The sequence below is a fragment of the Rhizobium sp. CB2179 genome, from assembly GCF_057653455.1.
On record NZ_CM172781.1, the window covers coordinates 221,570 to 247,559 of the forward strand.

A 25,990-nucleotide genomic window follows, 5' to 3' on the forward strand; every position below is an offset into this window, starting at 1 on the left:
CTGACGTATTTGGGAATAGGAGAAGTGATGAACCGCCTGGCGCTCGCGCGCGACATTTCAGGACTGGCCGCGATACCAGGCATCGAGACATCGGTCCATGGCATTGCCGCCGTCTGCGATCCGCTCGGCGCCCTCTATCTGCCCGATGCCGGCCTGCTCGTCGTCTCCGACCTGCATCTGGAAAAGGGCGCAGCCTTCGCCCGCCGCGGCATGATGCTGCCGCCTTACGATACGCTGGCAACGCTGACCGTCCTTGCCGCCGTCATCTCGCGTTATGATCCGAAGCTCGTCATCTCGCTCGGCGACAATTTCCACGACCGCATCGGTTCCAAGCACCTGCCGGAGAATTTTCGCGTTCTGATCGTCGAGATGGCGCGCGGCCGCGAATGGATCTGGATCAATGGCAACCATGATCCGGATGGCATCGTCGACCTGCCGGGCACATCTGCCGACGAGATGTATTATGCCGGCCTGACCTTTCGGCACGAGCCGAAGAACGGCTTGCAAAGCGGCGAGATCGCCGGCCACCTGCACCCGTCGGCGACGGTCCGCCGCCGCGAGAAATCCGTCCGCCGCCCGTGCTTTGCCACCGACGGCGCCCGCCTGCTGATGCCGGCCTTCGGCCTCATGAGCGGCGGTCTGGATCTCGGCCATCAGGCGATGAAGGGCCTGTTCGACAAGGCTTTGCTGGTGGCGCATCTGCTGGGGCGGGATCGGATTTATTCGGTCAGATATGGGAACTTGAGGGGGTAGTGCCCTCCATATTTGGACGGCACCACCTAAACTCAATCGCACTCCTGCAGCTGCCGCTGATACGTCCCTGCCATCCGCGCAAACTTCTGCGCCGTCTGCTGCAACTGCCCGTTCGAGCGCCAGTCGCCGCGTTTGTATCCCGTCGGCCCGGAATAATAGGCGAGATAGAGATTATAGGCATCGTTCAGCGGAATGCCAGTCTCCACGCTGTTCTGATAGTGATACCAGCCAATGAAATCGATCGCGTCGGCGAAGTTCGCCCGCCGCGCGGTCCAGTTGCCGGTCTGCGACTGATAGTGATCCCAAGTCCCGTCGAGCGCCTGAGAATAACCGTAGGCGGTCGAAGGCCGGGTCCAGGGAATGAAGCCGAACAGCTTGGTGCGCGGTGGCCGCGCATAGGGCTGGAAGCCGGATTCAGTATACATCGTCGCCATCAGGATCGGAACGGGCACGCCGTATTTCTTCTCCGTCCGCTCGGCGGCACTCTGCCAGCTGGAGAAAAGCCCGTCGCGCTCGTCGAAGACGGCACAGATGTTCCTCGTCTGCTTCGGCGCCGTCGCGCAGCCGGCAAGCAGCGCGAGACCCACGGCCGTCAGAACGATACGAGTACGCATGACAAAACCTCTCGTTTCCGAGAGATTACTAACTCGTAAATGTTAAAAACCGGTTTTTAGTCGAATGCGAACTTCCGCGGCTGCCTCCTTGTGTGGCCAGGGATGGATACCCTGGCCTGACCACCGGGCCGGCATCGCATCAAAATCCCTACGCCTTGACGGGCTCGTAGCGCAGGATCACCGCGCCGCCCTCCGTTGTCGAGGATTCGATGAGCTTCAGCGGCAGCTGGCCCTCTGCCTGTTTGAAAAGCGGATTGCCGCCGCCGAGGATCACCGGCACCAGGCAAACCCTGACTTCGTCGATAAGCCCCGCTTTCAGCAGGCTATCGGCAAGCTCGGCGCTGCCGAAGATCAAGATCGTCTTGCCATCCTCCTGCTTCAGCCTGGTCAATTCGGGGATCGGATCGCTGACGACGCGGGCATTGTTCCAGCCGGGCTCGCTCATCGTCCGCGACACGGCGATCTTGGCGATGCCGTTCATATAGGTTTTGATCTCACCTTCGCCCTCGGCGGTCGGCCAGTAGGAGGCCATGCCCTCATAGGTCTTGCGGCCGAAGACCAGCAGATCGCTTTCCCTACCGAACTGTTCGGCATAGCGCTGCAATTCGGGCCCCCAGGCGAGATTGTGGAAGTCGATATCCCACGGCTTCGTGCCTTCGAAATAACCATCGAGCGTCATCAGGTTCCAGACGATAAGCTTTCTCATTTCCATCCTCCTTCTGAATTGCCGTCCATTAAAACTGGTTGCGTTTAACAACTGGTTGAAATTTAAGTCGACTGATAGCGAAATGCAAGCGGTTTTTTTGAAGCAGAACATTCGGGCAAGCAGCTGCTGCCGCGGGCCTTCGCGCTCAGCGTCTTGCCGAGCCTAGTTTCGGGAAGAAATCCTGAGCGCCTTGGCTGTGGATCAGTCCTTGCGGAAGATCAGGCTGGCACCCCAGCCGGTGATCACGGCGAGCAGCACGGCCGCAAAGCCGTAGAGGATCGGCTGATCATGCGCCGCATCGGTGATCGTCTGCTCGATGCCGGTCTTGATGACCCGCAGCGGCAGCGATTTCTCGGTCACGAAAAGGCCGCTCTTGAACAGATAGGCGCGCACACTGTGCACCCCGTTCGGAATGTTTGCCGGCAGGCGCAGGCTCGCCTTGAAGAGGTTGGAGGAAACGAACCGCACGCCGCTCGGGTTGCGGTCATAAAGCCCGCCGCCCTGCTGCAGCCGCCGGAAGGCCTCGCGGAACTCGCCGAGATTGCTGCCGTCGCCGACGAAGCCGACCGGCGTAAGCGGAATGTGGTCGATGCCGATCCCCTGATCGGTCAGGTCAAGCGGCGTCACGATGTCGTCGATCATGCGCGAGCTCGACATCGAATAGGAATGCGGTACCGCTTCGAAGGTCATCGAGCGGGTGTTCACCCAGATGCCGAAGACGCGTTCCTTCTTGCGCACCGTCGCATCCTCGCGCGGGCCTTCCAGCACCACGACCACATCATATTGGCCGACGGCGAGCAGTAGCTGGTCGGTGTTCGAGAGCGCTCCGAAGATGGTCAAATCCGCGCCGTGGAAATCCGAGGTGATGGCGATTTCGCTGGTCGACGTGCCGATTTCCAGCCCTTCACGCACCGCCTCCGTTGCCTGCCCCGGCAGCCACTGCGCTCCGGCCACCGCCGGTAGCAGACAAAGCAACGCGATGACGAAAACAAGCAGGCGCATCAGTTGCCCGCTCCCATCACCACCGAATAGACATCGGCCGGCGTCACCACCAGCGCGATCGCAAGACGCACGCCGACGGCGAGCACCAGCAGGCCGAGCAGCGCGCGCAGCTGTTCGCCGCGCAGTTTTTGGCCGACGCGCACGCCGTATTGTGCCCCGATGACACCCGCTACCATCAGGATGAAGGCAAGCACGATGTCGACGGAGAAGTTCGTCGCCGCCTGCACGATCGTCGTATAGGCGGTCACGAAGATGATCTGGAACAGCGAGGTGCCGACGACCACATTGGTCGGGATGCGCAGCAGGTAGATCATCGCCGGCACCATGATGAAGCCGCCGCCGACACCCATGATCGAGGTGAGGATGCCGATTGCAAAGCCGAGTGCGACGATCGGAATGACGCTGAGATAGATCTTCGATTTCTTGAAACGCACCTTCAGCGGCAGCTTGTGCACCCAGTGCTGGTGGCCGGGCTTGCGCGGTGCGGGTGGCTCGTTGCGCGCTGCTCGCCGCATGGCATTGATGCTTTCGAGCAGCATCAGTCCGCCGACTGTGCCGAGGAAGACGACATACATCAGCGAGATGATCAGATCGAGCTGGCCGATGGCGCGCAGCAGCGAGAAGATCCAGATGCCGACCGTAGCACCCGTAAGGCCGCCGACCAGCAGCACCGTGCCGAGCTTGACGTCGAGCGAGCCGCGCCGGAAATGCGTGATCGCGCCCGATATCGACGAAGCCACAACCTGGTTGGCGCCGGTCGCGACCGCGACGACCGGGGGAATGTTGTAGAAGATCAATAGCGGCGTGATCAGAAAGCCGCCGCCGACGCCGAACATTCCAGACAGGAATCCGACGGCCGCCCCCATGCCGAGAATGATGAAAATGTTCACCGACAATTCTGCGATGGGCAGATAGATTGTCACAGCCGACCCCGAATGATGACCGCTCCTGCCGGGCGGTTTCTTGTCACGTCCCCGTTCGAATGCGCACCATACTGTGAAATCGTTGCCAGAGGCTTTCGATCGGCCCCATGATTAGCCATAGAGATTGGCGGAGAGATCGGTGGCAGAGGATTCGCCGAATGCGCGGATCGATATGTCCGGCATAATCCGGCTTTTTTCAGGTTTTGTGACAGGCGACGGCAAAATTGGAAAAAGCCTTGCGGCATAGTGCCGCCAGGCGTTTTTCATTGCCCGGAAGAAAGGGTCGAGACGATCCCGCGTCGATGCGACGCGCCTCAGATCGCTTTGCCGGCCTGCTTGTTGCGTTCGAGCAGCGCCTTCACGGTCGCATCGGTCACCTTGCCGTCCGGCTCCTGGCCGACCGACTTCTGGAAGTTCTTGATCGCGGTCACGGTCTTCGCGCCCATTTCGCCGTCCGGCACGCCGGCGTCGAAGCCGTTATTGTTGAGGATCGCCTGGATGTTGCGGACCGCCTTCTTCATGTCGACGCTCGCCGTCTTCGCGCCGGTGCCGGCCCATTCGTCGGGGATGTCGATGGCGTTCGTGCGGTGGTCGACCGGCTCCGGTTTCCAGAGATCGGCCTTGGCGCGCGCCCGTTCGAGCTGGTCGGGTTTCATGGCTTTGGCCACTTCGTCGCGCTTCTGCGCCGCATCCTTGTCGCCGCCCTTGGCGGCGATCGCAAACCACTTGTAGGACTCTTCGAGATCCGCCGGGACCCCGTTGCCGCGGGCGCAGAGGATGGCCAGGTTGAACTGGCTGTCGGTGATGCCGAGGTTCGCTGCCTTGGTGAACCACGAGGCGGCCGTCGCATAATCCTGCTGGCCAAGCGCGCCGGAGGCGTAGAGCACGGCGAGATTGTGCATGGCGCTGGCATTGCCCTGGTTGGCCGCCTGTTCGTAGAAGCCCTTCGCCTTGGTGATGTCGCGTTCGACGCCGTTGCCCTTCTCGTACATGCTGCCGAGCCGGTATTGCGCGGGCGCAAAGCCCTTATCCGCCGCAAGCTGGTACCAGCTCGCCGCCTGCTTCTGATCGACCGTCATGCCGTTGCGGCCGTCCGAATAACGCGCGCCGATCTCGAACAGCGCCAGCGTATCGCCGCTGCTCGCCGCATCGGCAAGCGATTTCGGCTGGACGGTGTCGGGAATGGTGATGGCCGGTGCGGGTGCCGCCGCAGCCGGGGCGTTCGGAACGAAGCCCGATGTCTCCTGTGCCGCGCCCGACGGACCGGGAGGGGCAAGGGTCGCAGCCCCTTCGCCGTCAAGCGGCGCCACGTCGGTCAGATGCTCGCCGGCGTCAGGTGGGGTTGCTTCCGGCTGCGCCTGTTCGGCGGCGGGCGGTACAGCTTCCGCTGCCGGAGCGGTCGTTCCGAGAGCGGCGGCATCCGGCTGGGCAGGTGTCGCTTCAGGCAAGGGCGGCGCCGGGTTTTCCGCAGCACCCGTCAGCGCCGAGACTTCGGCTGGCGGCTGCGGCGCGCGCTCGCCGCTCGTCAGCGTTCGGGCGAGCGGAAAGGCCATGATGGCGAGCAGCACGGCGCCGACGGCCAGCAGGATCGGCCGCCGGTAGCGCGAAAAGGCGCTGGTCTTGCCCGTCTTGTCGGAAGTCTTGCCGGCCTTGTCGGCGTTCGCGCCCTTTTTCTCGGCCTTAACGGCTGCCTGCTTCGGATTGGCATCCACCTCCATCGCAGCCGCCTGTGCCGCACGGCGCGCAGCAGCGATGTAATCGGCGCGATCGGTTTCGCCGGCAGGCTTGCCGCGTGCCGCACTCTGGCTGGCGCGAACCCGTTCAAGGATCTTCTTCACGTCAGGCGCGCCCGAGCCCGGCTCGAGCAGTTCGTTTGCCGCATCCGTCGGCACCACGTCGGTGGGATCGATCGACGGCGCGGGGTCAATCATCGGACGCTCGGTCGCCCTGCTCTCGGCTTTCTTGCCGGGCAGCAGCCGCTTGCCGAGGCTGGCGAGCAGGCTGGCCTTCGCCGGGGCCTGTGCCCGTGCGGCTGTCGCAACTTCCGTCGTCCTGGTCGCGGCTTCGATGGCGATCGCGCTCGTTCCGCTCATGGCGGTGGCTTGCGCCGGGGCGGCAGGTTCGGCGGCGACCTCGGCCGTGCGAATAACAGGAGAAGCATTCGCTGTCTGGGCAGTGGCCGGCGTCCTGTTCAGCTCGGCTTCGGCCACCATCAGGGCATAGGGATCGACATCGAAATCGACGTCGGCGACCGGCATCTGGGCGAGCGGCCGGCCGCGATCTTCCATGCCGTCGAGCCGATCGGCGATATGCACCAGCGTCTCGTGCAGCGCCTGGAAAGTCTTGTGCGTGCGTTCCTCGCTGTCGCGGCTGAGATCCTCGAGGTGGCGCAGATCCTCGGCCAGCGCCGTCAGCGCCGACATGTCGGCGGCCGGCATGACACCCTGCGGGCCGCCATGACGCGAATAGGCTTCGACCACGGCCTCTGCCGCCTGGCGTGCGGCCTCGATGATATATTCGTCGCTCGTCGCCATATAGTCTTCGATCGCGCCCATGCGCTGGTCGAATTCGGGGGGTATTACAGCGCTCTCGCGCGGCGCGCTCATCAGCGCCGACAGATTGGCGATCTGGTCTTCGAGGTTCTTCAGCGCCCGCGGATCGGTCGGCGCTGCCGATGTGCTTTCCTCCAGGCGGGCGGCAATGTCGCTCAGCCGTCCTTCGAGACGCAGGAAGGCGCTGTCGTCGGCTACAGCAGCAGGCGCCGGCGCCTGCTGCTGATGGGCCATCTCGTCGATACGCCGGGCAAGATGGTCGAGCCGCTGCGCCAGCACGTCGTTGACGGCGCCGTTCTCAAGCGCGTCGATCTTGCGGGAAATGTCGGAAAGCGTGCCGGTGAGGTCGGCCTGCGGCGCCGTCTCCTGCGTGCGCTCCAGCAGATAGGAGAGATGTTCCAGCCGTTCGTCGAGCCGCGACGTCGCTTCCGCCTTCGTCATCTCCTCGACGCGTCCCGTCAGCGCCTCCAGCCGCATCGCCAGCTCGTCGGCCGGGTTCACGCGGCTGGCCGCATCATGGCTCATCAGGTCGATCTGATCGGCCAGCGCCTCCAGCCGATTTTCCAGCCGCTGCATCAGGCCCGGATCATTCGTGGTGGCCGTGCGCCCGCTTGCCGCGATTGCCCGGCTGATCTCGTCGAGCCGCATATCCATGGCGGCGAACTGTTCGGACATCACCCGGTCGTGCGGCTGGATCATATTGCCGAAATGCTCCATCGCCGTGGCGATCGAGATCAGCTTGTCTTCCAGCGCCCGAACGGCCGGGCTCTCGCCCATGCCGCCGATATGGCGCTTGATGTCGTCGAGCCGATAGGCGAGCGAAACGAGCTCTTCCTGCAGCCCCTCGGTATCGAGCGCCGCAAGCCGGTTTTCGAAACCGTCCCAGCGGTTTTCCATATGGCGCAGCGAATCCTCGCGCGCCAGCCCGTCCATCAGCGAGCGCAGCTCTTCGAAATCCTCGCGAAGGCCGGTGGCCTCCGGTGCGACGGAGCGACCGGTCAGTTGGGTGATGCTCTGGGCAAGGCGGCCCATATCGGCGCGCATGTCGTCGGCGAAACGGCCGTCTCCGGCATTTGTTTTGATTTCGCGCAGCTCGGCGCGCAACGCGTTCATCTCGCGGGTGACGCCCTCGGAAATGTCGCGCTTCAGGTCCTGCCGCAGGTTGACGAGCGCCTGGGCGATCTCCGTCATCGTGTCGTTGCCGGCGCGCAAGGCCGGCGCCGGCACTGGGGCAGCGGCGCGAGGCGCAGGTTCCCGAAGCTGCGGGGCCTGTTCGCGTGCATAAGGCCGCTCGCGGCTAGCTTCAAGCGCGCGCTGGCGTTGACGGATTTCGGCGAGCGGATCCGGCCGCGGCTCGGGCGGGGCCTTTGCGGGCCGGGGAGCATGGGAAGCGGCATAAGGATCGCGCTCGGCCGCTGCCGTGCGCGGCCGCTGTTCGCGCCCGCTGCCCATCAGCCCTTCGATGCGCGCCTCCAGCCCTTCGATCGTGCGGTTCAGCGCATCGAGCGAGGTCCTGTCGGACTGTCGGGAAGGATTTGATCGCGATCCGTTCATCTTCTTGCTCGCTTCGACTGCTCGACCCCTCGTCAGAGCTCGATCTTTGGCTTTTCGTCTGCTGCCCGCTTTACGCGGACCTGAGCGCACCATTCATAAGACGATAGTCAATTAGACTTTCCTCAAGCTGAACGATGTAGCGGCATCCTAAGGGAACGCGAGACTGGGAAAAGGAATGCGGATCGCTACTGCTCAATCCGCACCTTTCACGAAACGTGGTAAACAAGCCGTTAATGTCGATGGGAATTTTTTAACGTTTGTGTTCAAAACGCCGTTTTTGGCGGCAATTGCCCCCGGACGCGTCACATCGAATGGCGACGCTGCGCTCAGGCGGGCCTGGGATATTGCAGCTCGATTTTCACGCCTTCGGGGCCATAGACGAAGACCTGGCCGAGATCGGTGTCGGGAATATCGTAATATTCGTAGCGATAGCCGGTCGCCTTGATGCGTTCCAGCGCCGGCTCGAATTCGTAAAGGCTGAAGGCGACGTGGTTGAAGATGCCGGGCGGAAAATCGGTGCTGCGTGATGTCAGGCTGAGATGAATGACCGGGCACTCGTCGAGATAGAGCCAATGGCCGGGCGAGGCGAAGGGTGGCCGATAGCCTTCCCTGACGCCGAGCAAGGTTTCCAGAAAACCGATCATGACGGGGGCATCACGGGTTTCGATGGTGACGTGGTCCAGGCGCGGCATTGGTGTCCTCCCAGCCAGCATTGACGGCAAAGTCTAGCCTGTTTGAAGCCGCCGCGAAAGTTGCTGTATCCGTCTATAGCAAGAGCTCAGAAGCTCTCCGTCCAGGGCCGGACTTCCACCTCCAGCGACCATGCGCTGCGGTGCTGGCGAAGCACGTCGATATAGGTCTGGGCGATGGCCTCCGGCAGCAGCGTGCCATCCGGCTTCTCCACCCGGTCCGGCCGGATCTGCGAGCGCACCGCGCCGTCGATGACGAAATGCGCGACATGGATGCCCATCGGCCCGAGTTCGCGGGCTGCACTCTGGGCAAGGCCGCGCAACGCGAACTTGCCCATCGCGAAGGGGGCTGATTGCGCAAAGCCCTTCACGCTTGCCGACGCGCCGGTGATCAGGATGGCGCCGCGGCCGCGCGGGATCATCCGCCGCGCTGCCTGCTGCACCACCAGGAAACCGCCGAAAGCGGAGGTCGCAATCGCCTTCTCGACATCGGCGGGATCGAGTTCTGCGAGCGGGCCGCGCTGACGAGCGCTGGCATTGAAGATCACCACGTCAGGCCCGCCGATTGCGGCGGCAGCCTCTTCGAAGAGTGCTGCGACGCTCGCAGGTTGCGAGACATCTGTTGTAAAGGCGCTGGCGCCGGTCTCTTCGATGAGCCCTTGCAGTTTCTCGATATTGCGGGCGGCGAGCCCGACCTTGACGCCCTGCGCCGACAATTGCCGGGCAAGCGATGCGCTGATGCCGGAGCCCGCGCCGACGATCAGCGCACTCTCATAGGGAAAGTCGGTCATGATGTCTTCCTCGATGAATCGTCCGAAAGACTTAGGAAGTCCGAACGACTTGCGCTACTGCCCGGCGGTGACTCCGTTGCGATGGACAAGCAAGATGAGATGGCGTTTGCTCCTTTCGGCGCTTTATGGCCCGCGGATTCATGCTCTCGAATTTTTTCAAGAAAAGACGGCACAAGTGCGGACTTTGACGTTTACGCAAACGTCAATATTTTGTAAGACAGTGCCCAAGGCCGGCGCGATCCGGTCAGTCGAATGGGAGGAATTTGAGAGATGCCAGTCTACAAGGCCCCGGTGAACGATACGCTCTTCGTCTTGAACGACGTGCTGGGTCTCGAACGCTACAACAATCTGCCGGGTTTTGCCGATGCGACCCCCGATATGATCGAAGCAATCCTCGGTGAGGCCGGAAGGGTTGCCGAGGAAGCTCTCTTTCCGTTGAACTATTCCGGCGATCAGGAAGGCTGCACGCGCCACGACGATGCCAGCGTCTCGACGCCGAAGGGCTTCAAAGAGGCTTATAAAGCCTATCGCGAAGGCGGCTGGATCGGCCTTGCGGTGCCGGAGGAATTCGGCGGGCAGGGGCTTCCCTATACGCTGCATACCGCCGTCGGCGAATATACCTCCGCCGCCAACATGTCGCTGATGATGTATCCAGGCCTGACACAGGGCGCGATCGCCGCACTCCTCGTCCACGGCTCCGACGAGCAGAAGGCCACCTATCTGCCGAAGATGGTGGACGGCACGTGGTCCGGCACCATGAACCTCACCGAGCCGCATTGCGGCACCGATCTCGGCATGCTGCGCACCAAGGCGGTGCCGCAGGCTGACGGCAGTTACAAGATCTCCGGCCAGAAGATCTTCATCTCCGCCGGCGAGCACGACCTGACCGGCAATATCATTCATCTGGTGCTGGCCCGCATCGAGGGTGCGCCCGAGGGCACCAAGGGCATTTCGCTCTTCATCGTTCCGAAATTTCTCGTCGGCAAGGACGGCGCACCGGGCGCCCGCAACGCTGTCTCCTGCGGCGCCATCGAGCACAAGATGGGCATCCACGCCAACGCCACCTGCGTGATGAATTACGACGAGGCGACCGGCTTCCTGATCGGCGCCGAAAACCGCGGCCTCAACGCAATGTTCGTGATGATGAACGAGGCCCGCCTGATGGTCGGCCTGCAGGGCATCGCCATTTCCGAGATCGCCTATCAGAACGCCGCCAGCTACGCCCGCGACCGCATCCAGGGCCGCTCGCTGTCCGGCCCCAAGGCGCCCGACAAGAAGGCCGATCCAATCATCGTCCATCCGGACATTCGCCGCACACTGATGACCATCCGCGCCTTCAACGAGGCCGGCCGCGCCTTCCTGCTCTGGACCGCGCTGAAGTCCGATATCGCTCACCGCGCCAGCGACGAGAAGGAGCGCCAGACGGCCGACGATATTCTCGGCCTCGTCACCCCGATCCTTAAGGGCGTGATGACCGACAAGGGCTTCGATCATGCCGTCATGGCCCAGCAGGTCTTCGGCGGCCACGGCTATATCGAAGAGCACGGCATGAGCCAGTATGTGCGCGATGCCCGCATCGCCATGATCTATGAGGGCGCCAACGGCATTCAGGCGCTCGATCTTGTCGGCCGCAAGCTGGCGCTGAACGGCGGCCGCGCCGCGATGGCCCTCTTCAAGGAGATCGGCGATTTCTGCGAGGAGAACCGCGGCAACGAAAAGCTCTCCTTCTTCACCAAGCATCTGAAGAAGGGCTTGAACGATGCCCAGGGCGCGACCATGTGGTTCATGCAGAACGCCATGGCCAAGCCCGATAATGCCGGTGCCGGCTCGACCGACTACATGCACCTCTTCGGCCTCGTCATTCTCGGCTATATGTGGGCGAAGATGGCCAAGGCCGCCGAGGACGGCCTTGCATCCGGCGATGCCGCCCGCGAGGAATACCTGAAGAACAAGCTGGTCACCGCCCGCTTCTTCATGGAACGCCTGATGCCGGAAACCGCGCTTCGCAAGGCCCGCATCGAAGCCGGCGCCGACACGATGATGGAACTGGCCGCCGAAGCGTTTTGATTGTGTCCCTCTTCTCCCCAGCGGGGGTCCGAAGGACGGGTCGAGACCGGTGGCTCGACCCAGGCAGAGGTGGCCCGCTGGGGAGAAGAGGGAAGAACGAAATTCACCGGCGCCGCCGCGCCGTCAGGGAGATGAGACAATGACCGAGGTTTTCATTTACGACCACGTGCGTACGCCGCGCGGCCGCGGCAAGAAGGACGGCGCCCTGCATGAGGTGCCCTCCGTTCGCCTCGCGGCAAAGACGCTGGAAGCGATCCGCGACCGCAACGGGCTGGACACGGCCACGGTCGACGACATCATCATGGGCTGCGTCGATCCGGTCATGGATGCCGGCGCCGTCATCCCCAAGGCCGCCGCCTTCGAAGCCGGTTACTCCACCAAGGCACCCGGCATGCAGATCTCCCGCTTCTGCGCCTCCGGCCTCGATGCCGTCAATTTCGGCGCCGGCAAGATCGCCCAAGGCGCCGACGATATTGTCATTGCCGGCGGCGTCGAAAGCATGTCCCGCGTCGGCCTCGGCATGTCCGGCGGCGCCTGGTTCATGGACCCTTCGGTAAATTTCCCGGCCTATTTCATGCCGCAAGGTGTCTCGGCCGATCTGATCGCCACCAAATACGGCTTCAGCAGAACCGATGTCGACGCTTATGCGGTCGAGAGCCAGAAGCGTGCCGCCCATGCCTGGGAAAAGGGCTGGTTCGACAAGTCGGTCATCCCGGTCAAGGACCAGAACGGCCTGACGATCCTGGCAAAGGATGAGCATATGCGTCCCGGCACCGATATGCAGGCGCTCGCCTCCCTCAATCCGTCCTTCCAGATGCCCGGCGAGATGGGCGGCTTCGAGGCCGTCGGCATCCAGGCCCATCCTGAGATCGAGCGCATCAACTATGTCCACCATGCCGGCAATTCCTCCGGCATCGTCGATGGCGCCAGTGTCGTCCTGCTCGGCTCCAAAGCCGGCGGTCAGAGCATGGGCAAGAAGCCGCGCGCCCGCATCAAGGCTTTCGCCAACATCGGCTCCGATCCGGCCCTGATGCTGACCGGGCCCGTCGACGTCACAGAGAAGCTGTTGAAACGATCAGGCATGAGCCTTTCCGACATCGACCTCTTCGAACTGAACGAGGCCTTCGCTGCCGTGGTGCTGCGCTACATGCAGGCATTCGACATCGACCATGACAGGATCAACGTCAATGGCGGCGCCATCGCCATGGGCCATCCGCTCGGCGCCACCGGCGCGATGATCCTCGGCACGGTGCTGGACGAGCTTGAACGCCGCGACCTCAACACCGCGTTGGTGACGCTCTGCATCGGCGCCGGCATGGGCACCGCAACGGTTATCGAGAGGGTCTGACGATGGGCTTCAACACCGGCACGATCGAAACCGAATATGCCGAGGTCAGCGAGCACTGGTCGCCCCGCGTCATCGCCGATCTCAACGGCCAGAGCGTCAAGCTCGCCAAGGTTAGGGGCCAGCTCGCCTGGCATTCCCACCGCGACGAAGACGAGCTTTTCCTCATCTGGAAGGGAGCGCTGACCATCGAATATCGCGACCGCCCGCATGTGCATCTCAAGAGTGGCGATTTTCATGTCGTGCCAAGGGGTGTCGAGCATAATCCTGTTGCTGAGGAGGAATGCTGGATCGTGCTTTTCGAGCCGTCGCTGACCAAGCACACCGGCGATGTCGTCACCGAAAAGACGAAGACCTTAGACGCGCAGCGCAGCCATTTGCCGGCCTGATCGGGGAGGAAACCCAATGACCTACACCAATTTCACGCTCGAAACCGACGCCGATGGCATCGCTCTCGTCACCTGGGACATGCCTGGCAAATCGATGAACGTCTTCACCGCCGAGGTGATGGCCGAACTCGACGCCATCATCGACGCTACGACCGCCGATGCCGCCGTCAAGGGTGTCGTCTTCACTTCGGGCAAGTCCTCCTTCTCCGGCGGCGCCGATCTGTCGATGATCAAGTCGATGTTCAGTTCTTATCAGGAGGAGAAGGCAAAGAGCCCCGAGACGGCGGTGCAGAACCTCTTCGGTCTGGTCGGCCGCATGAGTGGCCTGTTCCGCAAGCTCGAAATATCGGGCAAGCCCTGGGTGTCCGCCATCAACGGCACCTGCATGGGCGGCGCTTTCGAACTGTCGCTCGCCTGCCACGGCCGCGTCGCCTCCAATGCCAAGAGCGTCAAGATCGCGCTGCCCGAAGTGAAGGTCGGTATCTTCCCCGGCGCCGGCGGCACGCAGCGTGTGCCGCGGCTGGCGAACGCCCAGGATGCGCTGCAGATGATGACGACCGGCCAGTCGCTGACCGGCTCCCGCGCCAAGGCGATGAACCTCGTGCACCAGGTGGTCGAGCCGGATCAGCTCATCCCCGCCGCCAAGCAGATGATCAAGGATGGCCTGAAGCCGGTCGCCCCCTGGGACGAGAAGGGCTTCAAGGCGCCCGGCGGCGGCATCTGGACGCCGGCTTCCGCCCAGCTCTGGCCGGCAGCTCCGGCAATCCTGCGCCGGGAAACATCGGGCAATTATCCGGCGGCACTCGCCATTTTGAAATGCGTCTATGAAGGTCTGCAGGTGCCTTTCGACACCGGCCTGAAGATCGAGCAGCGTTATTTCACCGAGGTGCTGCAGACCCGCGAAGCCTTCTCGATGATCCGTTCGCTGTTCATCTCCATGCAGGAGCTCGGAAAAGGCGCCCGCCGCCCGGCGGGTCATGCGAAGACCGAGCTGAAACATGTCGGCGTCGTCGGCGCCGGCTTCATGGGCGCCTCGATCGCTTATGTCACCGCCGCCGCCGGCATTCCGGTGACGTTGATCGACCGCGACATCGAAGCGGCGACCAAGGGCAAGACCGTCTCCGAAGGCCTGGTCAAGGATTCTATCGGTAAGGGGCGCCTTACGCAAGATGAGGCAGCCGCATTGCTCTCCCGCATCACCCCCTCGGCAGATTATGCCGACCTCGCCAATGCCGATCTCGTCATCGAGGCGGTGTTCGAGGATCGCGAGGTGAAGAAAGCGGTCATCGAGGCGGTCGAAGCCGTGCTGCCGGAAGGCGCGATCTTCGCCTCCAATACCTCGACCCTGCCGATCTCAGGTCTCGCCAAGAATTCGAAACGCCCGGCCGATTTCATCGGCATCCACTTCTTCTCCCCTGTCGAGAAGATGATGCTGACCGAGGTCATCCTCGGAAGCGACACCGGCGACAAAGCGCTGGCCGTCGCTCTCGATTATGTTGCAGCCATCAGGAAGACGCCGATCGTCGTCAACGACACCCGCGGCTTCTTCGTCAATCGCTGCGTGCTGCGTTACATGTCGGAAAGCTACGATATGCTGATCGAGGGCGTGCCGCCTGTCATGATCGAGAACGCCGCCAAGATGGCCGGCATGCCGGTCGGTCCCTTGGCGCTGAACGACGAGGTCGCCATCGACCTCTCGCTGAAGATCCTCAAGGCGACGGTCGCCGATCTCGGCGAAAAAGCCATCGACCCCAGGCATATGGATCTCATCTCCAGTATGGTGGAAAAGGAGGGTCGTTTCGGCCGCAAGAATTCCAAGGGCTTCTACGACTACCCGCCGAAACCGGCGAAGAAGTCCCTCTGGCCCGACCTCAAGTCCTTCTATCCGCAGAAGCAGGCAGATGAGGTTGATGTCAACGTCCTCAAACAGCGTTTCCTCGTCACCATCGCGCTGGAAGCTGCCCGCACAGTCGAGGAAGGCATCGTCACCGATCCGCGCGAGGCGGATGTCGGCTCGATCCTGGGCTTTGGCTTCGCGCCCTATACCGGCGGGGCGCTGAGCTATATCGACGGGATGGGTGCGAAGGCTTTCGTGGAATTGGCGGAAAAGTTAGCAGGTACTTACGGAAACCACTTCAAGCCGACGCCGCTGCTGAAGGACATGGCCGCCAAGGGCGAGACGTTTTACGGTCGGTTCGACCCCTATGCGAAGGTGGGGAAGGCGGCTTAGGCCGTCTTTGAGTCGTGCAGCTCTTGTCGGGTTTCAAACGTTGAATGGGGCAGGTGGCGATGGCAATCTGAACCGTAAGCAACCCGCGCCTCGCTGTCACCCGGATCGGACCGCCCATGCAACCGTCAACCGACATCCTCGCCTTCGCCGATCCGATGGAGTGGGAATCCTGGCTCTGCCTGCATCACGCGGCATCGACCGGCGCCTGGCTGAAGATCGGTAAGAAAAATCCGAAACGAACTCTCATCACCATCGACGAGGCGCTGGATGTGGCGCTCTGTTACGGCTGGATTGACAGCCAGCGCAAGGGGTTTGACGCGCATTCCTACCTGCAGCGTTATTCGCCCCGGCGCGCCAAAAGTTCGTGGTCGAAGCTCAATGTCGATCGGGTCGCAGCACTCGCAGAAACCGGGCGCATGCGGCCCGCGGGCCTTGCCGAAGTCGCTGCCGCCAAAGCCGACGGACGATGGGCTGTCGCCTACGCTCCGCAGCGCGATGCCGGCCTGCCGGACGATCTGGCGGAGGCGCTCGCTAAGAACGCTGCCGCCAGTGCTGCCTTTGCGCGGCTCGACAAGACCGGCCAATATGCAATCGTCCTGCCGCTCCTGAAAGCAACGACCCCGGAAGTGCGGGTCGTCCGCCTCGGCAAGGCGATCACCAGATTGACGCAGGCCGAATAGACGGTATTTCAGCTTCTGCAAAAAATCTCGCCCTGGTTTTCCGCGCATCGCGGCAGGCAAAGACCTGTCCGCGGTGTCTGAAACGTCACCGATTTCCCTGGCTGCGGCCTTGTCACGGACACAATTTCCGATTACATATCCGCGCATCGATCTTGCTAGATGAACTTTGAAACGGCCTCGTGTCGTTCCTGGCGAACTTCCTCCAAAATCGGTTTTCATCGCCGTTCGGCATTTATCCGGGCTGCATTCTTCTATGAACGATTCGAAAAGGATATCGTCATGAGCACAGGTACCGTAAAGTGGTTCAACGCAACCAAGGGCTTCGGCTTCATTCAGCCGGATGACGGCGCAGCCGACGTTTTCGTCCACATCTCTGCCGTTGAACGCGCTGGCATGCGCGATCTCAAGGATGGCCAGAAGCTGTCTTACGAGCTCGTCCGCGACAACAAGTCCGGCAAGATGTCGGCAGACCGCCTCCAGGCGGCCTGAGCCTTCAAGGCTCTAAATATCATCTCCGGATCGTGACCACGGATGTACTGGCACGGTTCGTTGAGATAGCAGGGAAGGTCGGGTTCACCCGGCCTTTTTTTGTGTCCGGTTGGCTGATGTTGTGCCCTTTCCCAAGAATTGCGTCCGCGACACCCCCCTCTGCCCTGCCGGGCATCTCCCCTTAGCCGCCTTACGCCTCGCCACCTTCCAGCATCTCCATAACCCGCGCCATCACCACCCGTGCCGCATCGAGTTCCGCTGACGTGAAAGCAGCGCCCAGCCCGTCGGCCCATCCGGCTTGCGCGATCTCGATGACGCCGAGCCGCGCCGCCCCTTCTTCCGTCAATCGTACCAGCTTGGCGCGCTGGTGCTGCGGGTTGTCGGCATAGGCGATCAGCCCTTCATTCTCCAGCACATCGGCAAGCCGCTGCACGCCCTGGCGGGCGACGCCGAGCGCACGGGCGATCTGCGCCACCGACATGCCGCCGCGTCGCGCCGCCGCCAGCACCTGCCAGCGCGCGCTCGTCTGTCCTGCCGGCTTTGCCAACTGGTCGCCCGCCGCCGTCAGATGGCCGGCGAGGCGAAGAGCGGTGATTGCGAAAGCGGAAAAGGCATCCCCCTCCATCGTTCGCTCCGGTCGATTTTGTTTGACAACATGTTGTCGATTTTGTATCTCATCCATAATGACAACATATTGTCATATTTGGAGACTGAAGGCAACGCCGAAGGAGGAGATCGCCATGAAGAAAACCTACAGAGGAAGCTGCCATTGCGGCAAAGTGCACTACCAGGTGGACATGGACCTCGAGGAGGGCACCGGCCGCTGCAATTGTTCGATCTGCGCCAAGCGGCGCTATTGGGGCGCCAACGTCAAGCCGGAGGATTTCCGGCTGATGTGCGACCAGGCGGAAACGTCCGACTATCAGTTCAACACCATGAGCGGTCATCACCGCTTCTGCCGCACCTGCGGTGTGCCGGCCTATGGCGACGGTTATGTCGAACAAATCGGCGGCGCCTATGTCTCGATCAACATCGCCTGCCTTGACGATATCACCCCTGAGGAACTGGCAGCACTGCCTGTCCGTTATGCCGACGGCAGGCACGATGCCTGGTGGAACGAACCGGCGGTGACGAGTTATCTCTGACGCAATTCCAAAAGTGCGCAGTGGTTCTATCGCTGATGTCGGATCGTCGTCCTCCCCTTCGTCCTCTGTCCATAACGGAGAAGGAGAACGATTGTGAAAGACGAAGCGAATGCCAGGATCGAGGAAGAGGCGATCATCGCCATGCTGATGATGCGCGCCAAGGCGCTGGGTGAGAAGAACGCCAGCGACGCGCTTTCCTATGAGGCCGAGGATTCCGTCGAATTTTCGCTGGCGCCGCCGCTCGTCTACCACGGCCAGGACGAAGCGGGTCTGCAAGCCTGGTTCGATAGCTGGGAAGGCCCGATCGGCGGCGAGGTGCGCGATGCCAGACTGACGGTTGGCGAGGATGTCGCTTTCTGGAGCGGCCTCACGCGCATGAGCGGGACCAAGACCGACGGCACCGCCGTCGATCTCTGGTTTCGCCAGACCCTCGGTCTTGTCAAGCAGGATGGCCGCTGGCTGGTTGCCCACCAGCACGCCTCGGTGCCCTTCGCCATGGACGGCAGCGGCCAGGCACTGCTCGATCTCAAGCCGTGAACTGCTTTCTCAGGCCGCGCTCTCCGCCACCCTGCGCCGGTCGGCGCGAATGCTCAACATTCCGACGCCCATCAAAAGCAGGATCGCTGTCGCATAGATATCCGTCGTCAATGCGTAGCCGGCCGATTTCGCGAGGAACCCGGCCAGGATCGCCGGCAGGCTGAAGGCGAGGTAGCTCTGGACGTAGAAGGCCGATAGCAGCCCGGCCCGCTCGTGCGGTTTAGCGAGCGGCATGATGGTGCCGATCGAACCGAGGAAATTGGTGCCGAAACCGACGCCGGTGAAAATCGTGCCGACGAGCAGCAGCGGCACATTGGCAAGATGCACGCCGGCAACGACGGTCAGGATGCCGAGCGTCTTGGCCGACACGCCAAAAACCAGATTGGCCGATGCCGTCTTGCTGCGCCTGAGATAGACGGCGATTGCTCCGCTCACCATCAGCGCGGTGACGACGGCCCCGCCCGTCAGCGGCGCCCGGCTGCCGGTCGTGCTGGCGACCAAGGACGGGACCAGCGAGAGATAGAAGCCGGCAAGCGTCCAGTTGGCAATGTTGATCGGCGTCACCATTGAGAGCGGCCGCTTCACCTGCTGGGGAATGGTGACCCGCGGTATCAGCGAGCCGAGAGCCCCCGGCCGCGTGCCGCCGGTCTCGCCTGTCAGCCAGATGGCAGCCGCCTGCAGCGTGAAGGCGACGAGCAGCAGCGCATAGACCAGATGCATCGGGAAGGGCCCGTATTGGATCAGGGCGCTGGTGCCCACTGCCCCCACTGCCATGCCGCAAAGCGGCGCGATCGAATTGACGATCTGTCCCTTTGCCCGGTCGACATCGACGAGCGCCGCTCCGATCGAGGCGCCGGCGATCCCCGTTGCCAGCCCCTGCACGATCCGCGCCGCGATCAGCCAGGCGGGACCGCTCGCGACGACGAAGAGGCCCATCGCGGCGATTTCGAGCACGAGGGCGAAAAAGATCACCGGCTTGCGGCCGAGATGATCCGAGATCGAACCGGCGATCAGCAGCGCCGCCAGCAGCGCGAAGGCGTAGACCGCGAAGATCACCGTGATCAGCACCGGCGAGACGGAAAAACTTTCCTGATAGATCCGGTAGAGCGGCGTCGGCGCCGCGGAGGCGCCGAAGAAGGTGGCGAGCGTCAGCGCATGAAAGCCGATCGAGGGACGCGGCGAATTCTCGGTGGATTTGGCTGCGGCGAACATATATAAGCCCCTTAAAGCTAAGCTGTTGCGTTAGCCTAAGTAGAGCGGGGACTTCGTAAAAGCAATTTATTTGCGTTAATAGTTCTATCAAAGATTTTGAACCAACGGTGTCAAAGGGCGAAAGTCGGGTTGCACGCATGACAGTAAAAGAGAATCTCCGTCCGGGCGGCAGAAGCGCCCGGGTTCAGGCATCGGTGCACAAAGCGGTCCGTGAGCTGATGGCCGAGATGAGCCGCGCCGAGGTGACGATCCCGCTGATTGCCGGCAAGGCGGGGGTAACGCCGTCGACCATCTATCGCCGCTGGGGCGACCTGCAGGAGCTTCTCGCCGATGTCGCCGTCGATCGGCTGCGGCCGGACATGCAGCCGATCGATGCCGGCAGCGGCAAGGCCGATCTCGAAACCTGGGCCGAGCAATATGCCGAGGAAATGTCCTCCGGCCCGGGCCGCGAGATGATCCGCGACGTGCTGGCGGCGCAGGCGGGCGCGAATGCCTGTAAATGCGCTGAATTTACCCGCCAACAGGTCGACGTCATCGCCGAGAGGGCCAAGGCTCGCGGCGAGGCCTTTCCGGATGTCGACCGCGTCATGGACCAGGTCGTGGCGCCGATCATGTACCGCATCCTGTTCGGCGATGTGCCGGCGACAGCGCGTGTGCGCGATCTGGTTGCGCGTGTCATGAGCGCGACGGACTAAGAGCAATTCCAGCAAAAGTGTGTAGCGGTTTTGCGTCCGGAATTGCGTGAAAACAAAGAGATAGAGCATCTCCGTGATTCGGAGAAAAACGGAAATGCTCTGAGTTTTCTGTTACTCCGCGGCTGCGCGCTTGAGGCCGGAAATCTGGGTGATATAGGCGCGCAGCGCCGCCGGCCGCACCGGCTTGTGCTGGACGGCGATACCATGTCGCTCGGCCTCGCTGCGCACCTCCGGCGTGCGGTCGGCCGTGATCAGCAAAGCGGGGATATCGGCGCCGAACTGCCGGCGCAGATGCAGGATCGCGGCAATGCCGGTGCCGTCGCCGAGATGATAATCGGCGATGACGATATCAGGTGGTCCCTCCTGGCCGTCGAGGGCGGTGACGTCGGCGAGGCAATCCAGCGCCTCCACCTCGCAGCCCCAGCCGCTGATCAAGAGCCGCATGCCTTCGAGGATCTTCGGCTCGTTGTCGATGCAGAGGATCTTCAACCCGCTCAGCGGCTGGCCGGGACGGTCGGCAGGCGTGATTGCCGCCGTGGCCGCGGCCGGGCGCGAGACGTCGAGCGGCATGGCGATACGGAATTCCGTGCCCTTGCCATGCGTCGACTGCAGCTCGACCGGATGGTTGAGCACGCGGGCGATACGGTCAACGATCGACAGGCCGAGCCCGAGGCCGGAGGCGGTTTTCGCGCCTTCGTCCAGCCGCGCGAATTCCTTGAACACGGTGCGGAATTTCGACGGCGGAATGCCGATGCCGGAATCGATGACCTGGATGATCACCTGGTTGCCGCGCCGTCGCGCGCCCACCAGCACCTTGCCGTTGATCGTGTATTTGATGGCGTTGGAGACAAGGTTCTGCACCAGCCGGCGCAGCAGGTTGGGGTCGGAACGGACCCTGAGCGACGTCGGCATGACCACCAGCCTCAGCTGTTTTTCGCGGGCGATCGGCGCGAAATCGGTCTCGATACGCTTCAGCAGGTCGGAGAGCGCGACGGAGGCAAGCCGCGGTCGCATGGCGCCGGTATCGAGCCTGGAGATATCGAGCACCGCGCCGAGAATGGTCTCGACCGATTCCAGCGCGGAATCGATGTTGCGCACGATCAGGCTGTTCTCGGATTGCGCCATGCGCTCGACCAATGCCGAGGAATAGAGCCTGGCGGCATTGAGCGGCTGCAGGATATCGTGGCCGGCGGCGGCGAAAAAGCGTGTCTTGCCGATATTCGCCTCATCGGCGGCGGCGCGCGCCTCGCCGAGTTCCCGGTTGACCCGGGTAAGCTCGGCCGTGCGTTCGGCGACTCGCTGCTCCAGAGTCTCATTCGCCTGTTTCAGTGCCTGGTCGGCGCTGACGCGCTGGGTGATGTCGGTGAATGTGGCAACGATGCCCTTGTCGGGCATGGCGTTGGAGCGCACCTCGATGATCCGCTCGCCGCCGCCGAGCACCAGCGAAAAGGGCTTGTCGAGCGTCAGGAAATGCCGCACCGTCTGGCTGAGATCGCCGGGCGCGATATCGCCGCGCTGGATAAGCGTGGTGACGATATCAGACAAGGGAAAACCGACCTGGCCGGCACTTTCCGGAAGATCCAGCAATTGCCGGAAACGCCGGTTCCAGATCGTCAGCCGATTGGAACTGTCGAAGACCGCAATGCCCTGGTCCATCTGCGAAAGCGCCGTCTGCAGCATGTCCTGGTTATATTGCAGCGCCTCGCTCGCCTGGTCGAGCAGCCAGGCGGTATCGGAAGAGGCATCCTCGATCTTCTGCAGGATCAATGACAGCACCAGCCTGGCCGAGGACGAGCCGATGGCGCTGCCGAGCAGCTGTTCGCTAAAATGGATGAGCGCCATGTCGGCCGGCTGCTCGTCTTCCAGCTTGCGGCCGGAGCTTTGTTCGTAGGTCGTCAACGAGCGCTGCATGCGCTCTTCGCCGAGATAGCGCGAGATCGCCGCCTTGAGATCGCCGACGCTAATGCGGGTCTTCCAGCCGCGCGTGGCAAATTGCGAGCGCGAATGCCGTTTGACGAAGATACCGGCCTGGATGCGCTCCAGCGGCTTGGCGTTGCGGGTGAGCGACCCGACGACGAAGAAAGCGGTGTTGACGAGCAGGCTCATTGCCGTCGCATTGACCAGCGGATCGGCGTCGGGCGCGGTGAACAACGTCGTCCCGGGAAAGATGAAGCCGAGCACGGCGCTCGCCACATAGGAATAGTCGGGGCCGCCGAGCGAGGGCAGGAACAGCAGGTAGATCCAGATGATGAAGCCGGAGGAAAGCCCGAGGATTGCGCCGCGCGCGTTCGCCCGCCGCCAGATCAGCCCGCCGAACAGTGCTGGGGCGATTTGCGCGATCGCGGCAAAGGAAAGAAGGCCGATCGAGGCAAGGCCTGCCGTGCTGTCGGTCGAACGGTAATAGGCATAGCCGAAGAGCAGCACGGCGAAAATGGCGCTGCGGCGGATGTTGAGCAACGTCTTGGCGAAATTATCGCGCAGGCTGGCGCGGCCGGCGAGTTTGCGCCTGAGGAAGATCGGCATGATGATGTCGTTTGACACCATGATCGACAGTGCGACGGAATCGACGATGACCATCGCCGTCGCGGCGGAGAACCCGCCGATGAAGATGATCAGCGAAATGACGGGCATCTGGCCGGCAAGCGGCAGCGACAGCATGTAGAAATCGGCATTGCCGCTGCCGCCGAAGGTCAGCAGCCCGCCGATCGCCACCGGCAGCACGAAGAGATTGATGGCGATGAGATAGCTGGGAAACAGGATGCCTGCGAGTTTCAGCTGTTTCGGGGTTCGGTTTTCGACAACCGTCACGTGGAATTGCCGCGGCAGCAGGATGATCGCAAAGGCCGACAAGATGATCAGGGTGATCCAGCGGCTGATCGGCGTATGGTAGTTGAGCGCCGACATGACCAGCTCATTGTCGACGGTCTTGCGCCAGAGATCGGTCGGACCGTCGAACAGAAACCATATGACGCAGACGCCGGCCGTCAGGAAGGCGACGAGCTTGACGACGGATTCCATCGAAACGGCGAGGATGAGGCCATCCTGATGCTCCGTCGCATCCGTATGCCGTGTGCCGAACATGATGGCGAAACAGGCAAGCACCAGCGTTGCGACGAGCGGCAGGTCGAGAAAATAGAGATTGCCGCTGCCGATGCCGTAATCGGATGGATTGACCATGGCGCTGACGGTGCTCGAGATCGCCTTGAGCTGCAGCGCGATATAGGGAATGGCGCCGATCAGCGAGATCAGGGCGACGATCGTTGCGACCGTCGGGTTCTTGCCGTAACGGGCGGCGACGAAGTCGGCAACCGAGGTGAGCTTCTCCGCCTTGGCGAGCTCGATGATGCGGCGAAGCAGCGGCATGCCGAGCGTGAAGACCAGGATAGGGCCGATATAGATGCCGGCAAATTCCAGGCCGCGCTGCGCCGCAAGCCCGACGCTGCCGAAATAGGTCCAGGAGGTACAATAGATCGCAAGGCTCAGCGCATAGACCACCGGCCATCCGCCCAGCGTTCCCGGGCTGAGGTTGCCCTGGCCACGGTTCTTGCGGTCGCCATAGCTTGCCACGGCGAAAAGCAGGAGCAGATAGCCGAAGGCAGACGCGAATATGACCCAGCCTGGAAGCATTGACCCTCCGCCGGCGGAAAACCCGCCGGGACCCTCCCGCAACATGGGTCAGCTTAAGTCATTTCAGACGCTTTGAAAATTCCTGGCTGTCTAGGCCTTAAGTCAAAGACCGCGGGGAGGTATCGCCGAATAATTGCGATTGCCGATTGATTAATTGCAATGAAGATGTAGCTAATAAAAACAATCGCATATCTTTGAAATGGATCAAAGGGAGACGGATCCGATGCTCAATGAGTTCAAGGCCTTTATCGCCCGCGGCAATGTCATGGATCTTGCAGTCGGCGTCATCATCGGCGGCGCCTTCGGTGGCATCGTCAAATCTTTGGTGGATGACCTTATTATGCCGATCGTCGGCGCCATTTTCGGCGGTTTCGATTTTTCGAATTACTTCCTCCCACTGTCGTCGGCCGTCAACGCACAGTCGCTCGCCGCCGCCCGCGAGCAGGGAGCGGTGTTTGCCTATGGCAGTTTCCTCACCGTGCTCATCAACTTCCTCATTCTCGCCTGGATCATCTTTCTGATGGTCAAGGGCGTGAACACCCTGCGTGCCCAGGTCGAACGCCAGGAAAAGGTGGCACCGGAAGAGCTGCCAGCGCCGCCGGCAGACGTTCAGCTGCTGACGGAAATTCGCGATCTTCTCGCCACGCGCCCGACGGCTTGATCCGGGCTGGAGCCCGTCCGCTTCGGTCGGGCTCATTCATCACCAAAATCGATATGCCATCACTGGATGTCATGGGATTTGCCGGCGCAAATCCGCTATGAAGGCGGAAACCGGAGATTTGCATGTCGATCGTTAGCAGCCTCAGCCCGCGCGCACTGGCGGCGCCCGAAAGCGGGATCGTCGAACTCGTCAACTATGCCCGTGGCCGCGAAGGCCTGCTGCCGCTCTGGGTGGGTGAGGGCGACTTGCCGACGCCTGATTTCATCAGCAGGGCGGCGATGGACGCGCTTGCTAGCGGCGAGACCTTCTACACATGGCAGCGCGGCATTCCGGAGCTTCGCCAGGCGCTTTCGGATTATTACGACAGACATTTCGGAATCCGGCTTCCGGTCGAGCATTTCTACGTCACCGGTTCCGGCATGCAGGCGATCCAGATCGCCGTGCAGGCGCTGACCTCGCCGGGCGACGAACTGGTTTACTTGTCGCCTTCCTGGCCGAACATTGCCGCCGCTCTCGAGATAGCAGGTGCGCGCTCGCTCAGTGTCGAGCTGCAGTTTGAAGGCGGCAAATGGGCGGTCGATCTTGACCGCATCGAAACCGCGATCACCCCGAAGACCAAGGGCATCTTCATCAACACGCCGTCGAACCCGACGGGCTGGACGGCCACGAAACAGGATCTTGGCGATATCCTGGCGCTTGCCCGCAAGCACGACCTCTGGATCCTGGCGGATGAAATCTACGCCCGCTACTATTTTGCCGGCGGCCGCGCGCCCTCTTTCCTCGATGTGATGGACGAGGGCGACAAGATCATCTTCGTCAATTCCTTCTCGAAGAACTGGTCGATGACCGGCTGGCGCGTCGGCTGGATCGTCGCCCCGCCTGAAATGGGCCAGGTGCTCGAAAACCTCATCCAGTATTCGACATCGGGGGTGGCGCAGTTCATGCAGAAAGGCGCCGTCGCAGCCCTTGATCAAGGCGACGATTTCGTCGCTGCCAATATCGCCAAGGCGTCCCGCTCCCGCGATACTCTCTGCGATGCGCTTGTCGCCACCAACCGCGTCGAGACACTGAAACCGGATGGCGCGATCTATGCTTTCCTGAAGATCGACGGCGTCGCCGACAGCCGCAAGGCAGCGCTCGACATCGTCGACAAGACAGGCGTCGGGCTTGCACCCGGAACAGCCTTCGGACCGGGCGGGGAACTCTTCCTGCGCGCCTGTTTCCTGCGCGACCCCACGCAGGTGGCGATCGCCGCCGAGCGTCTCTGCGACTATATCCTCAAGCTCTGAGAAGCACTGGCCGCAAGACGCGTCGTGGCGACCGAGGCGT

Annotated in this window: 22 protein-coding genes; 12 read left to right on the forward strand and 10 right to left on the reverse strand. The window is 62.5% G+C overall.

From position 1 onward, the window contains the following. Positions 1–27: 27 nt before the first annotated feature. Positions 28–753 carry a ligase-associated DNA damage response endonuclease PdeM gene (gene pdeM / locus AC244Q_RS01125; protein ID WP_032996226.1) on the forward strand — a complete coding sequence of 242 codons (726 nt, stop codon included), beginning with the start codon at positions 28–30 and terminating at the stop codon, positions 751–753. Positions 754–785: 32 nt separating this feature from the next. Here the strand turns inward: pdeM and AC244Q_RS01130 are convergent, their stop codons facing one another. The 7 genes from AC244Q_RS01130 to AC244Q_RS01160 form a co-directional block, all read right to left on the reverse strand. After that, entirely contained in the window at positions 786–1,367 is a 582-nt protein-coding gene (locus tag AC244Q_RS01130; RefSeq protein ID WP_003545252.1) for a transglycosylase SLT domain-containing protein, read from the reverse strand. Between the two features lie 148 nt (positions 1,368–1,515). Beyond that, positions 1,516–2,073, reverse strand: coding sequence for a dihydrofolate reductase family protein (locus AC244Q_RS01135; RefSeq protein WP_012755961.1), 558 nt, complete (start codon positions 2,071–2,073; stop codon positions 1,516–1,518). 201 nt (positions 2,074–2,274) lie between these two features. Next, the gene (locus AC244Q_RS01140) at positions 2,275–3,075 is read right to left on the reverse strand and encodes a TIGR02186 family protein (protein ID WP_128408057.1); all 801 of its coding nucleotides are present in this window, start codon (positions 3,073–3,075) and stop codon (positions 2,275–2,277) included. Next, positions 3,075–3,998: a sulfite exporter TauE/SafE family protein gene (locus AC244Q_RS01145; RefSeq protein ID WP_003556284.1), complete on the reverse strand. Its 924-nt coding sequence runs from the start codon at positions 3,996–3,998 to the stop codon at positions 3,075–3,077. Before AC244Q_RS01145 ends, AC244Q_RS01140 begins: the two co-directional genes overlap by 1 nt. Before the next feature lie 314 nt (positions 3,999–4,312). Further along, positions 4,313–8,104: a peptidoglycan-binding protein gene (locus AC244Q_RS01150; protein ID WP_128408058.1), complete on the reverse strand. Its 3,792-nt coding sequence runs from the start codon at positions 8,102–8,104 to the stop codon at positions 4,313–4,315. 326 nt (positions 8,105–8,430) lie between these two features. Beyond that, positions 8,431–8,796: a VOC family protein gene (locus tag AC244Q_RS01155; protein WP_012755964.1), complete on the reverse strand. Its 366-nt coding sequence runs from the start codon at positions 8,794–8,796 to the stop codon at positions 8,431–8,433. Between the two features lie 86 nt (positions 8,797–8,882). Continuing rightward, positions 8,883–9,584, reverse strand: a complete 702-nt coding sequence (locus tag AC244Q_RS01160; protein WP_012755965.1) for an SDR family NAD(P)-dependent oxidoreductase — start codon at positions 9,582–9,584, stop codon at positions 8,883–8,885. A 270-nt stretch (positions 9,585–9,854) separates the two neighbouring features. Between AC244Q_RS01160 and AC244Q_RS01165 the strand changes: the two genes are divergently transcribed. The 6 genes from AC244Q_RS01165 (at position 9,855) to AC244Q_RS01190 (ending at position 16,784) form a co-directional block, all read left to right on the forward strand. After that, positions 9,855–11,651, forward strand: a complete 1,797-nt coding sequence (locus tag AC244Q_RS01165) for an acyl-CoA dehydrogenase C-terminal domain-containing protein (protein ID WP_012755966.1) — start codon at positions 9,855–9,857, stop codon at positions 11,649–11,651. A gap of 139 nt (positions 11,652–11,790) precedes the next feature. Further along, positions 11,791–12,999 (forward strand): acetyl-CoA C-acetyltransferase, encoded by a 1,209-nt coding sequence (locus AC244Q_RS01170; RefSeq protein ID WP_012755967.1) that lies wholly within the window; start codon positions 11,791–11,793, stop codon positions 12,997–12,999. A 2-nt stretch (positions 13,000–13,001) separates the two neighbouring features. Beyond that, the gene (locus AC244Q_RS01175; protein ID WP_012755968.1) at positions 13,002–13,385 is read left to right on the forward strand and encodes a cupin domain-containing protein; all 384 of its coding nucleotides are present in this window, start codon (positions 13,002–13,004) and stop codon (positions 13,383–13,385) included. 16 nt (positions 13,386–13,401) lie between these two features. After that, positions 13,402–15,615 (forward strand): 3-hydroxyacyl-CoA dehydrogenase NAD-binding domain-containing protein, encoded by a 2,214-nt coding sequence (locus tag AC244Q_RS01180; RefSeq protein WP_113547951.1) that lies wholly within the window; start codon positions 13,402–13,404, stop codon positions 15,613–15,615. 116 nt (positions 15,616–15,731) lie between these two features. Continuing rightward, complete coding sequence (locus tag AC244Q_RS01185) at positions 15,732–16,295, forward strand: YdeI/OmpD-associated family protein (RefSeq protein WP_128405985.1); 564 nt, start codon at positions 15,732–15,734, stop codon at positions 16,293–16,295. A 279-nt stretch (positions 16,296–16,574) separates the two neighbouring features. Next, complete coding sequence (locus AC244Q_RS01190; RefSeq protein WP_003545273.1) at positions 16,575–16,784, forward strand: cold-shock protein; 210 nt, start codon at positions 16,575–16,577, stop codon at positions 16,782–16,784. 190 nt (positions 16,785–16,974) lie between these two features. On the opposite strand, the gene AC244Q_RS01195 is transcribed toward AC244Q_RS01190, so the two are convergent. Then, positions 16,975–17,466, reverse strand: a complete 492-nt coding sequence (locus tag AC244Q_RS01195; RefSeq protein WP_026157244.1) for a MarR family winged helix-turn-helix transcriptional regulator — start codon at positions 17,464–17,466, stop codon at positions 16,975–16,977. Between the two features lie 58 nt (positions 17,467–17,524). Between AC244Q_RS01195 and AC244Q_RS01200 the strand changes: the two genes are divergently transcribed. Both AC244Q_RS01200 and AC244Q_RS01205 read left to right on the forward strand, forming a co-directional pair. Next, positions 17,525–17,929, forward strand: a complete 405-nt coding sequence (locus AC244Q_RS01200) for a GFA family protein (RefSeq protein WP_012755972.1) — start codon at positions 17,525–17,527, stop codon at positions 17,927–17,929. A 93-nt stretch (positions 17,930–18,022) separates the two neighbouring features. Beyond that, complete coding sequence (locus AC244Q_RS01205) at positions 18,023–18,466, forward strand: YybH family protein (protein WP_128405986.1); 444 nt, start codon at positions 18,023–18,025, stop codon at positions 18,464–18,466. Positions 18,467–18,475: 9 nt separating this feature from the next. Here AC244Q_RS01205 and AC244Q_RS01210 read toward each other — a convergent pair whose 3' ends face one another. Continuing rightward, the gene (locus tag AC244Q_RS01210) at positions 18,476–19,678 is read right to left on the reverse strand and encodes an MFS transporter (protein WP_128405987.1); all 1,203 of its coding nucleotides are present in this window, start codon (positions 19,676–19,678) and stop codon (positions 18,476–18,478) included. 137 nt (positions 19,679–19,815) lie between these two features. Here AC244Q_RS01210 and AC244Q_RS01215 point away from each other — a divergent pair, with 137 nt between their 5' ends. Then, complete coding sequence (locus AC244Q_RS01215; protein ID WP_012755975.1) at positions 19,816–20,373, forward strand: TetR/AcrR family transcriptional regulator; 558 nt, start codon at positions 19,816–19,818, stop codon at positions 20,371–20,373. A gap of 111 nt (positions 20,374–20,484) precedes the next feature. Here the strand turns inward: AC244Q_RS01215 and AC244Q_RS01220 are convergent, their stop codons facing one another. Then, positions 20,485–24,000: a PAS domain-containing hybrid sensor histidine kinase/response regulator gene (locus AC244Q_RS01220; RefSeq protein WP_128405988.1), complete on the reverse strand. Its 3,516-nt coding sequence runs from the start codon at positions 23,998–24,000 to the stop codon at positions 20,485–20,487. A 223-nt stretch (positions 24,001–24,223) separates the two neighbouring features. Here AC244Q_RS01220 and mscL point away from each other — a divergent pair, with 223 nt between their 5' ends. Together mscL and AC244Q_RS01230 are read left to right on the forward strand one after the other, a co-directional pair. Continuing rightward, positions 24,224–24,661: a large conductance mechanosensitive channel protein MscL gene (gene mscL / locus AC244Q_RS01225; RefSeq protein ID WP_012755977.1), complete on the forward strand. Its 438-nt coding sequence runs from the start codon at positions 24,224–24,226 to the stop codon at positions 24,659–24,661. 122 nt (positions 24,662–24,783) lie between these two features. Then, positions 24,784–25,950 carry a pyridoxal phosphate-dependent aminotransferase gene (locus AC244Q_RS01230; protein ID WP_017992875.1) on the forward strand — a complete coding sequence of 389 codons (1,167 nt, stop codon included), beginning with the start codon at positions 24,784–24,786 and terminating at the stop codon, positions 25,948–25,950. The last annotated feature ends 40 nt before the right edge of the window (positions 25,951–25,990 follow it).